The organism is uncultured Campylobacter sp., from assembly GCF_937890585.1.
In the GTDB taxonomy this organism is placed as follows: Bacteria; Campylobacterota; Campylobacteria; order Campylobacterales; family Campylobacteraceae; genus Campylobacter_A.
Window position 1 is genome coordinate 1 of record NZ_CALACG010000002.1, and the last position, 10910, is coordinate 10910.

Genomic DNA, 10910 nt, shown 5'->3' on the forward strand with positions numbered 1-10910 from the left:
CTCTCTATTCGTCGGCAGCGTCAGATGTGTATAAGAGACAGAAATTTGATAGTTGATAGCGACGGCGAGCTAAGCTACCTCGTAAATAACGCTGGCATCACAAATGACAAGCTAGCGCTTCGCATGAAAACTAGCGAATTTACAGATGTGATAAATGCAAATTTAACTTCAGCTTTCATAGGATGTAGAGAGGCTTTGAAAGTGATGAGTAAAAAGCGCTTTGGAGCGGTCGTAAACGTCGCATCTATCGTTGGTGAGATGGGAAATGCTGGACAGGTGAATTATTCAGCCAGCAAGGGCGGACTAATCGCCATGAGTAAGAGCTTTGCAAAAGAGGGCGCAAGTAGAAATATCCGCTTTAACAGCGTAACTCCGGGCTTTATCGAGACTGATATGACGCATGGGCTAAGTGATGAGGTGAAAAAAACTTATAGCGACAACATCCCGCTAAAACGCTTTGGTAGCGCTAGTGAGGTGGCCGAGGCTGTGGCATTTTTACTAAGTGATCACGCTAGTTACGTGACTGGCGAGACGCTAAAAATAAACGGCGGACTTTATATGTAATGAAATTTCAACAAGTTTTGAAATTTAAAATAAATAAAAGCGTAAATATTATAAGATAACAGACATTTTTTATAAGGAGACCTTAAATGGCAGTATTTGAAGACGTAAGAGACGTAGTTGTAGAGCAACTAAGCGTAGATCCACAAGCAGTAAAACTAGAGTCTAAAATCATCGAAGATTTGGGCGCTGATTCACTCGACGTTGTAGAGCTAGTTATGGCTTTAGAAGAGAAATTTGAAGTAGAAATTCCTGATAGCGAAGCAGAGAAATTAGTAAGCATTCAAGACGTTGTAAATTATATAGAAAAACTAGGCAAATAATTTAAATTTGCATAGTTTGATTTAAGGAGATGTATTGAAACGAGTCGTTGTAACTGGTATTGGCATGATAAACGCACTTGGTCTTGATAAAGAGAGCTCTTTTAAGGCTATTTGCGAGGGTAAAACAGGTGTGAAAGAGATCACGAGCTTTGATGTAAGCGAATTCCCTGTTAAAATTGCTGCCGAGATAACTGATTTTGATCCAAATAGCATTTTAGACGGCAAAGAGGTGAAAAAAGTAGATCGTTTCATACAGCTTGGCATAAAAGCATCTAACGAAGCTATGGCTGATGCAAATTTTAAGGAGTTTGATGCTCATAAATTTGGCGTTAGTTCAGCAGCTGGTATAGGTGGCTTGCCAAATATTGAGAAAAACTCAATCACATATTTTGAAAAAGGCGTAAAGAGAATTTCGCCATTTTTCATCCCATCTGCACTTGTAAATATGCTAGGTGGCATAGTTTCAATAAATCACGGACTAAAAGGTCCAAATTTATCAAGCGTAACAGCTTGTGCGGCAAGCACTCATGCGATATCACAAGCTGCAAAATGCATAATGATCGGTCAAGCAACAAATATGCTAGTTATCGGTGCTGAATCAACTATCTGCGGTGTTGGCATAGGCGGTTTTGCAGCGATGAAAGCACTCTCAACTAGAAATGATGAGCCAAGTAAGGCGTCAAGGCCATTTGATGCCAACCGTGATGGTTTTGTAATGGGTGAGGGCGCTGGCGCATTGGTGCTTGAAGAGTACGAGTCGGCTGTTGCAAGAGGTGCTAAAATTTACGCTGAAGTAGTTGGATTTGGTGAGAGCGGAGATGCATACCACATAACATCACCAACACTTGAAGGTCCATTAAGCGCGATGAAGCAAGCACTTGATATGGCAAAAGGTGTAAAGATAGACTATGTCAATGCGCATGGTACTTCAACGCCAGTAAATGATAAAAATGAGACAGCTGCGTTAAAGGCTGTTTTTGGCGATAAATGCCCACCAGTTAGCTCGACAAAAGGTCAGACTGGACACTGTTTAGGCGGTGCTGGTGCGATCGAAGCTGTCATATCTATAATGGCAATGAGAGATGGTATCATCCCTCCAACCATAAACTACGAAACGCCAGATCCAGAGTGCGATCTAGACTACGTTCCAAACAAGGCTAGAAAGGCGGAGCTAAAAGCTGTTATGAGTAACTCATTTGGCTTTGGTGGTACAAACGGCGTCGTTATATTTAAAAAGTTGGATTAAGATGTCAAATTATTTAGATTTTGAAAAGAGCATAAAGCAAATTGATGAAGATATAGCAAATGCTAGAATCAGAGGCGATGAACATGCCATTGAAATTTTAAATAAAAACCTATCCAAAGAGATCACAAAAGTATATAAAAATTTAAACGAATACCAGCGTTTACAGCTCGCTCGTCACCCAGACAGGCCATACTCTATCGACTATATAAGGTCATTTTTAGTTGATGGCTATGAGATCCATGGTGATAGAGCATTTCGCGACGACCCAGCTATCGTTTGCTTTATCGGCTACATCGGTGGTAAAAAGACCGTTGTCATAGGCGAGCAAAAAGGTCGTGGCACCAAAAATAAACTAAGAAGAAATTTTGGCATGCCTCATCCTGAGGGATATCGCAAGGCTCTTAGAGTGGCAAAAATGGCTGAGAAATTTAACCTACCTATCTTATTTTTGATAGACACCCCAGGTGCATATCCTGGTGTTGGCGCTGAAGAGAGAGGTCAGAGCGAGGCCATAGCTAGAAATTTATTTGAATTTGCAAATTTAAAAACTCCAATAATAGCTGTCGTTATCGGCGAAGGCGGAAGTGGCGGCGCTTTAGCTATAGGTGTGGCTGATAGACTTGCTATGATGAAAAACTCTGTCTTTTCAGTTATCTCGCCAGAGGGTTGTGCTGCGATACTTTGGAACGACCCAGCTAAACAAGAGCAAGCTACAAAATCTATGAAGATAACGGCTGATGACTTAAAAAATTTATCGCTTATAGATGATGTGATAAACGAGCCGATAAATGGAGCTCATAGAGATAAAGACGGTGCTGCAAAAGCACTTGCAAACTACTTCATCTCAGAGCTAGCCGAGCTTGAGAAGCTTGATATAAACGAGCTTGTCGCAAAAAGAATAGATAAAATTCTCTCTATCGGAGCTTATGAAGAGTAAAATTTATAGTCACAAGTGAGTTGAAATTTAAGTAAATTTACTTGCGGCTCTCCTTTGCATTAAATTTAATACGCTTTTTTAATTTTAAAAAATGAAATAATTTTATATTTTTATCGCAATCTTCTAAATTTTAATAACTCATCTATGCGACTTTTAAGTCTTTAAAGCTAAAATTCTTAGCAAATTTCATAAAGGCTATTTGTGGATAAATTTCAAGAAAAATATATAAATCTTTCAAAAGATTACTACAAAAATAACGGCAATGCAGCAAGTGTAGAGGCTTTGTATCAGTTTAAAGAAGAGCTTGAAGTAAGCAAGGACGTGCAGGCAAAACACGTTTTAGTAGATATTTATCAGCTTTTGTCTATGCAAAAGAGCGCTTATGAGCTACTTTTAAAGATACACGATAAAAACGACAAAAAGCAGCTAAAAACGCTTGGTTACCTTTCGCAGTTTGTGGATGAGGGCGACAAATGGGCGGTGCCAAGGCCAAAGAGTAAAGAGCAAATTTTAGCCCAAAAGGCAAAGGCTGCCACCTTGCCAAAATTTCGCTATCACCCAGAGCCTTTAAAAACTGGTGCATTTAAAGATGATATGAGTGTCACTTGTGAGTGCTGCGGCGAAAACACTGAAATTTACTATGATAACGGCATATACAGCGAGCAAGACGTCACCTATCTTTGCCCAGCCTGCATCGCAAATGGCGCAGCTGCTAAGAAATTTGACGCTACTTTTGTGCAAGACGCCGACAAGCTTGCCACAGATGACGCCAAAAAAGATGATGAGCTTTTTAATAGAACACCTGGCTATGAGAGCTGGCAGGGCGAGCACTGGGTGGCATGCTGTGATGATTATTGCGCATTTTTGGGCGATGTGGGCACGAAGGATCTTTTAGAGCTTGGCATCGCAGATGAGGTCTTTGATGACTACGCAAAAAGGGGCGAGTATGACGTCAAAATGGCTCGCGAGCTGCTCGTAGCGGGTGGCGATTTTGCTGGGTATTTGTTTCGCTGCTTGCACTGCAAAAAGTATCACATCTACATTGATGCTTGCTAGAAAGGAAAAATATGGATATAAATGAAATTTCTAAAGGCTGTAAAGAACGCGGTCTGGAGGGGCTTTTTGAGTTTTTAAAGCCAATGACCAAAAATGCTATAAAGATAGATACGCAGGCTAAAAGTGACGGTGATATCGCTGTTGGAACGTCTAAATTTGGCGGGCAGCCAGATCTGCCAGCTAGCGTGCCTTGGCCCTCAAATGAAAACGGCGCGCTTAGCTTTGTGGCGCAGATAAATTTTGCTGAAGTTAGCAAATTTGACACCGATGGGTTACTACCAAAAAGTGGCATGCTCTATCTTTTTTATGATATAAATTTACGCATTTGGGGCTACAACCCTGCTGATAAAAAGGGCTTTGCCGTGATCTTTGCCGAGGCAGCTCAAGACCAGCTTGCTCGCCAAAACATGGATGGCGGAAATTTCACATTTGGCGCACGCTCTCTTAGCTTTAAAAACGAGCTAAATTTGCCAAGTTTGCAAAGCTCGCTCGTGCCATTTGGTAAATTTAGCGAGGAGGAGTGGGAGGCATATCACGAGGTCATCGAGCCAAGCTGGCAGGCCAAAGAAAACAAGCTACTTGGTCACTCTGACAACATCCAAGACGGCATGGAGCTAGAGTGCGAGCTCGTGGCAAATGGCCTTGACTGCGGCGATGGTAGCGCTTATCACCACCCAAATATCGCTGAGTTTGAGAAAAATGCCGCCCAGTGGCAGCTGCTTTTGCAGATAGATAGCGACTGGGATATCGACATGGACTGGGACGGAGAGGGCAGAGTTTATCTGTGGATAAAGAGGGACGACCTGGCGACGCGCGACTTTAGCAAGACGTGGCTAGTTTTGCAGACAAGCTAATTATAAAAATTTATCAAGACCGCTTACGTTTTTGTGTATGATTAGCGATTATTTTAAAGGGATTTATGCCTAAAATTTCATCACGTAGGCACTTTCTTGCTACGACTGCTTTGCTTGCAGTAAGTACCATTTTACCTACTTTTGCTTACACATCGCCCACAAAAGGTCAAAACCAAACAAATTTAAAAAAGATGATTAAAAATATCGTTTTAGCTCATGGCACATTTGTCGATGGCTCTTGCTACGCTGAGTTGATCCACCACTTGCAAGAAGCTGGCATTAACGCCCCGTTGCTGTGCAAAATCCGCTAACTTCGCTTGAAGCAGACGCTAGGCTATTAAATTCAGGGCAAGAGCCTACTAGTTGGGCACTCTTGGGGCGGTGTGCCGATCACTGAAGCAGGCACTCACGAAAAGGTCGCTGCTCTTGTCTATCTCTTAACCACCCTGCCTGATAACGGCGAGTTTGCTGCTGAGGCGTTTGCAGATGTGATGGCAAATGATCTGCCAGCAAAGTAAAGCCACGTTTTAGCAGTGCTTCAAACGCCTATGAATGCAGCTGCATTTAGCGATAAGATAGGCACGGCTGCTTGGCATGAAAAGCCATCTTTTTATCTTTTAACTAAAAACGATCACGCCTTGGCGTATGAGGTGCAGCAGCGTTTTGCAAAGCAGATAAATGCAAAGACAAAAGAGCTGGCAAACTGGCTCATTGAGATTGCAAATTTGATCTAAATTTATAAAACAAGCCACTTTAAATGAGTGGCTTGAGGCTAAATTTTGCCAGTATTTTTACCCATCAAAGCTTTAAATTTATATTTTCTTTTTATAAAATACCAAGCTTATCGATGCCCAAATTTAGGCAAATTTTAGTAAAATCTTCAAAAATTTAAAGGCAAAATATGTTTAATGGCTTAATCAGGGAGCTTGCAGATGTCGTTAGCTACTCGCAAAATGTTTTACACCTGAAGGCTAAATTTCGCCCAAATTTAGGCGACAGCATCGCAGTAAATGGCGCTTGCCTAAGCGTGACCAAACTATATGAGGACGGCTTTAGCGTGGAGCTAAGCGCAGAGAGCAGGGCAAATGTCGCAGTTGAAAATTTAACTGGCAGGGTGCATATCGAGCCTGCGATGAAGCTTGGCGAGCGAGTGGATGGGCATTTGATGCAAGGGCACATCGACTTTATCGGCGTGATCTCAGCTATCAAAAAGCATGAAAATGGCGTTGATTTTTACATCGACCTGCCGCGCGAGGCGATGGCGCTGATGGCAAATAAGGGCTCGGTGGGCGTTGAGGGCGTGAGCCTTACGATAAATGAAATTTTGCCAAAGGGCATAAGGCTCACTATCATACCGATCACGTTTAGAGATAGCCTTTTTGGCACTTTCAAGGTCGGCAGACGCGTAAATATCGAGAGCGACTTGCTGGCTCGCTACGTTGCTAGGATGCTTGAGAGCAAGCAAAATGGCGGCCTTAGCTGGGACGAGGTCGAGAGAATTTCAAGCCTCTACTAAGCGAGTGAAGATGCGTGAAAATTTAGAGATAGTTTTTGATAAAAATGGCATCACTGCTGGCTTTACAAACAGGCTTGGCGGCGTGAGCGAGGGTAAATTTAGCTCGCTAAATTTAGGCGATCATGTGGGTGACAACCCAGCAGACGTCATCAAAAATAGAGAAATTTTGGCTCAAAATTTAGGTGTTAGGCAGCTTAAATTTATGAAGCAGATACACTCGGACAAGGTTTTTGTCCTTGAAAACGAGGAGGACGAGCTACCAGAGTGCGACGCTGTGATCACAAATTTAAGCGATATTGGCATCTGCGTCTTGGTGGCGGACTGCTCGCCAGTCGTGATGATAGATGAGAGGCAGGGCGCTATCTGCGTGGCTCATGCAGGAAGAGCCGGCGTTATGCTAAAAATTTGCACAAAAGCATTTGGGCTTATGAGCGAGAAATTTGGCTCAAAAGCAGATGAAATGAGCGTCTTTGTCGGGGCAAATATAAAAGGTGGCTGCTACGAGGTGGGCGAGCTTGACCTTGGGGAATTTAACGCATATAAGATAGGTAAAAATTTTGATATGAACGCGGCTTTAAGAGATGAATTTAGGGCGCTTGGGGTTAGAAATTTAAACTTTAGCGAGGTCTGCACGCACTGCGACGAGAGATATTTTTCGTACCGAAGAGACGGCGTGTGTGGTAGATTTTGCGGATTTGCGGTCAAATTTAAGGATAAAAATGGGATATGAGAGTTTTAAAAATCCACTAGCGGCAAAAATAGCTCAAAACGCTAGAAATTTGGGCTTTGAGCAGCTTATGAATGAAGAGTTTGTGCAGATGCTTCTTAGCTCAAAAAAGATGGAGCTAAGTGCCGTGGATAGGGAAAATGTGGAGCAAATTTTTATAAAACTGATGGAGATAGAAGAGAAAGTACAACTTAGCAAATAAAGGAGAAAATATGCTTTTGCTTAAAAATGCTAATCTATACACGCCAAAATTTCTTGGCAAATGCGATGTTTTGGTAGGTGGTGGTAAAATTTTAGCCATCGGTGATGGGCTAAGCTTTAGCGTAGAAGGGCTTGAAATTTACGACCTAAATGGCAAGGTTTTAGCTCCAGGTCTCATTGATCAGCACGTGCATATCACGGGTGGTGGCGGCGAGGCTGGATATCACTCAAGAACGCCTGAGATCACGCTTAGTCAGATCGTAAAATATGGCACGACGACGCTTGTTGGCGTTTTGGGGACCGATGGTGTGACTAGAAGCTTGGAAAATCTCTACTCAAAAGCAAAAGCGCTCGAGTTTGAGGGCATCTCGACCTTCATTCACACTGGCTCATACGCAAGCCCCTGTGTGACATTTGCCGGCGACATCGCAAAGGATCTCATACTAATCGACAAAGTGATCGGCGTAAAGATCGCACTAACCGATAACCGCAGCAGCTACGTCTCAAAAGAGGAGCTCATCAAGATCCTAAGCAAGATACGCATAGGCGGCATGGTCTCTAAAAAAGGCGGTGTGCTTCACATGCACATGGGCGGACTAAGCGAGAAATTTGACAACGTCTTTAAGGTGATAAAAGACTATGAATTCCCAGTTCATTACTTCTCGCCGACACACTGCGCTAGGACAAAAGACCTGTTTAACGAGGCTTTGAAATTTCAAAAAATGGGCGGAAACATCGATATCACAAGTGGTGGAAGTAAATTTGCCCCGCTTCATGAGGTGGTGGCTTACGGTCTTGAAAATGGGCTAAATTTAGAGCGCCTAACGATGAGCTCAGACGGCAATGGCAGCGTGCCTAAATTTAACGAAAATGGCGAGCTAGTGGGATATGGCTGTGCGTCATGTGCGTCAAATTTAGAGGTATTGCAAGCTTTAGTGAGAAATAAAATTTTAAATATAGAAGATACTTTGGCCTTGATGAGTAAAAACGTGGCGAAATATCTAAATTTAAGCCAAAAAGGCGAGATAAAAGTTGGCAATGACGCTGATCTTTGTGTCTTTGACGAGGAGCTAAATTTATATGATGTGATCGCAAAAGGCGAGTTTTGTGTCAAGGACGAAAAGGTCGTTAAAAAAGGCTTTTTCGAGTAAATTTAAAGAAATTTGAGCTTTATTGGTAGCTAAAGAAATCTTTAAATTTAGCTTCAATAAAGCCAAGTTTCAATATAATCCAAGCTTTATTTCACACACGACAATCCTAAATTTGGTTGTGCGAAAGCATTAATGGTCGTGGAGGATAAAACTAAATTCAAGGCAAAATGCCTAAAACAAGGAGAAACTCATGGTAACTATGAGAGATTTATTAGAGTGTGGCGTACATTTTGGTCACCAAACACGCCGCTGGAACCCAAAGATGAAAAAATTTATCTTTGGCGAGAGAAAAGGTATCTATATTATAGATCTACAAAAGACTATCCGCTACTTCCGCTACACTTACAACATCGTTCGTGACGCAGCTGCTGAAGGCAAGTCAGTGCTATTTGTCGGTACTAAAAAACAAGCTATCGACGCTATAAAAGAGTACGCTGAAAAATGTGGAATGCCTTATGTAAATCACCGCTGGCTAGGTGGTATGATGACAAACTTCGGTACTATCCGCCAGTCTATCCGCAAACTAGAAGTTATCGAGGCTATGGAAGAAGATGGTTCGATAAATTTACTAACTAAAAAAGAGGCTTTGATGCTTCGCCGCAAAAAAGAGAAGCTTATCGCAACTCTAGGCGGTATCCGCAATATGAAAAGCCTACCTGATATGATATTTGTCGTTGATACAGTTAAAGAAAAGATCGCTGTCCAAGAGGCAAATCGCTTAAAAATCCCAGTTGTAGCACCTATAGATACAAACTGCGATCCTGACGTTGTTGATTATCCTATCCCAGGAAACGATGACGCGATCCGTTCTGTTCAGCTTTTCTGCCAAGAGATGGCTGAGGCGATCAACGAGGGCAAATCACTTCTTGAGCAAGATGGCGGCGAGCAAGCTGCTGGCGAAGAAGTAAGCCAAGATGAGAAAGATGCAGTTGTAGCTGAGGCTATGAGCGAAGAAGACTTTGGCGAGGACGAAGAGTAATGGAAATAACTGCACAAATGGTAAAAGAGCTCCGTGAATCAACCGGAGCTGGCATGATGGACTGCAAAAAGGCACTTGGCGAAGCAAATGGCGACATGGAAAAAGCTGTTGATATCCTTCGTGAAAAGGGCCTAGGTCAAGCTGCTAAAAAGGCTGACCGCCTTGCAAGTGAGGGCTTAGTAAGCGTTGAAGTTTGCTCAAAATGCAAAAAAGCAACTATCAGCGAGATCAACTCTGAGACTGACTTCGTTGCTAGAAACCCACAGTTTCAAGCGCTTGCAAAAGACACAACAGCTCACATCCAATCAAGTGGCATAAAAACAGTTGAAGAGCTAAATGCAAGCACATTAAATGGTGTTAAATTTGAAGAATATTTCAAAACTCAGATCGCAACTATCGGTGAAAACCTTGTAGTTCGCCGCTTTGAGACAATTAGCGCTGATGATAAGGGCGTGGTGAATGGCTACGTTCACTCAAATGGCCGTGTTGGCGTGCTTATCGGTGCAGCTTGCGAAAGTGCTGAAGTTGCAAACAAAGCAGCTGAATTTATAAGAAATTTATGTATGCACGCAGCTGCTATGAAGCCAAGCGTTATAAGCTACAAAGACCTTGATAAAGAGTTTGTTGAGAAAGAATTTATCGCACTTCGCGCTGAGCTTGAAAAAGAAAATGAAGAGCTAAAACGCCTAGGTAAGCCACTTCACCACATCCCTGAGTATGCTAGCCGCTGCCAGATAGGTGAGGCTGAGCTTGCAAAAGCTACAAAAGCGATCGAAGAAGAGCTAAAAGCTGAGGGCAAGCCTGAGAAAATTTGGGATAAGATCATCCCTGGCAAGATCGAGAGATTTTACGCTGATAACACAGTGCTTGATCAGCGCCTTACACTTTTAGGCCAGTTTTATGTAATGGACGATAAAAAGACTATCGAACAAGTTATCGAAGAGAAGAGCAAAGAGCTTGACGGCAAGATCGAGATCGTAAAATACGTTCGTTTCGAGCTTGGCGAAGGCTTAGAGAAAAAAGTAGATGACTTTGCTGCAGAAGTTGCTGCTCAAATAGGCTAATGGAAATTTTAAGAGCGTCTAATCTAGGCTTTGCGTATGATTATACGCTCTTTAACAATATAAATTTAACTCTCAATCAAAAACAAAGCATCGCGATAACTGGCGTTAGCGGTTGTGGCAAATCAACGCTTTTACACATACTTTCAACACTTTTAAAACCAAATTTTGGCGAGGTCATCTACCAAGATAGATCGATCTATGAGCTTTCTCAAAACGAGCTTTTGGCTATTAGAAGGCTTCATTTTGGCATTATTTTTCAGTCGCACTATCTTTTTAAAGGTTTTAGCGCTTATGA

At 42.3% G+C, this 10910-nt stretch carries 15 protein-coding genes; all 15 read left to right on the forward strand.

The window, feature by feature from the left end:
* The first annotated feature begins 650 nt into the window (after positions 1–650).
* Entirely contained in the window at positions 651–884 is a 234-nt protein-coding gene (gene acpP / locus Q0296_RS00025; protein ID WP_002941395.1) for an acyl carrier protein, read from the forward strand.
* Between the two features lie 34 nt (positions 885–918).
* A complete protein-coding gene (locus Q0296_RS00030) occupies positions 919–2130 on the forward strand; it encodes a beta-ketoacyl-ACP synthase II (RefSeq protein WP_298035557.1) in 1212 nt (403 codons plus the stop codon).
* A gap of 1 nt (position 2131) precedes the next feature.
* Positions 2132–3067, forward strand: a complete 936-nt coding sequence (accA, locus tag Q0296_RS00035; protein ID WP_298035558.1) for an acetyl-CoA carboxylase carboxyl transferase subunit alpha — start codon at positions 2132–2134, stop codon at positions 3065–3067.
* Positions 3068–3268: 201 nt separating this feature from the next.
* Positions 3269–4123 (forward strand): CbrC family protein, encoded by an 855-nt coding sequence (locus Q0296_RS00040; protein WP_298035559.1) that lies wholly within the window; start codon positions 3269–3271, stop codon positions 4121–4123.
* Between the two features lie 11 nt (positions 4124–4134).
* Complete coding sequence (locus tag Q0296_RS00045; protein ID WP_298035560.1) at positions 4135–4977, forward strand: YwqG family protein; 843 nt, start codon at positions 4135–4137, stop codon at positions 4975–4977.
* Positions 4978–5042: 65 nt separating this feature from the next.
* Entirely contained in the window at positions 5043–5288 is a 246-nt protein-coding gene (locus tag Q0296_RS00050) for a hypothetical protein (protein WP_298035561.1), read from the forward strand.
* Positions 5289–5360: 72 nt separating this feature from the next.
* Positions 5361–5495, forward strand: coding sequence for a hypothetical protein (locus tag Q0296_RS00055; RefSeq protein WP_298035562.1), 135 nt, complete (start codon positions 5361–5363; stop codon positions 5493–5495).
* A 15-nt stretch (positions 5496–5510) separates the two neighbouring features.
* Positions 5511–5711, forward strand: a complete 201-nt coding sequence (locus tag Q0296_RS00060; RefSeq protein ID WP_298035563.1) for a hypothetical protein — start codon at positions 5511–5513, stop codon at positions 5709–5711.
* A gap of 167 nt (positions 5712–5878) precedes the next feature.
* Positions 5879–6493, forward strand: coding sequence for a riboflavin synthase (locus Q0296_RS00065; RefSeq protein ID WP_298035564.1), 615 nt, complete (start codon positions 5879–5881; stop codon positions 6491–6493).
* A 10-nt stretch (positions 6494–6503) separates the two neighbouring features.
* Entirely contained in the window at positions 6504–7223 is a 720-nt protein-coding gene (locus Q0296_RS00070) for a polyphenol oxidase family protein (protein ID WP_298035565.1), read from the forward strand.
* The gene (locus Q0296_RS00075) at positions 7213–7422 is read left to right on the forward strand and encodes a hypothetical protein (protein WP_021092152.1); all 210 of its coding nucleotides are present in this window, start codon (positions 7213–7215) and stop codon (positions 7420–7422) included. The genes Q0296_RS00070 and Q0296_RS00075 overlap by 11 nt, the downstream gene beginning before the upstream one ends.
* 10 nt (positions 7423–7432) lie before the next feature.
* Entirely contained in the window at positions 7433–8572 is a 1140-nt protein-coding gene (gene iadA, locus Q0296_RS00080; RefSeq protein WP_298035566.1) for a beta-aspartyl-peptidase, read from the forward strand.
* Positions 8573–8762: 190 nt separating this feature from the next.
* A complete protein-coding gene (gene rpsB / locus Q0296_RS00085; RefSeq protein ID WP_085658056.1) occupies positions 8763–9551 on the forward strand; it encodes a 30S ribosomal protein S2 in 789 nt (262 codons plus the stop codon).
* On the forward strand, positions 9551–10615 hold the full coding sequence (gene tsf / locus Q0296_RS00090; RefSeq protein ID WP_298035567.1) for a translation elongation factor Ts: 1065 nt from the start codon (positions 9551–9553) through the stop codon (positions 10613–10615). Before rpsB ends, tsf begins: the two co-directional genes overlap by 1 nt.
* Positions 10615–10910, forward strand: a 296-nt coding sequence (locus Q0296_RS00095) for an ATP-binding cassette domain-containing protein (RefSeq protein WP_298035568.1), incomplete at its 3' end; no start/stop codon positions are given. The genes tsf and Q0296_RS00095, both read left to right, overlap by 1 nt.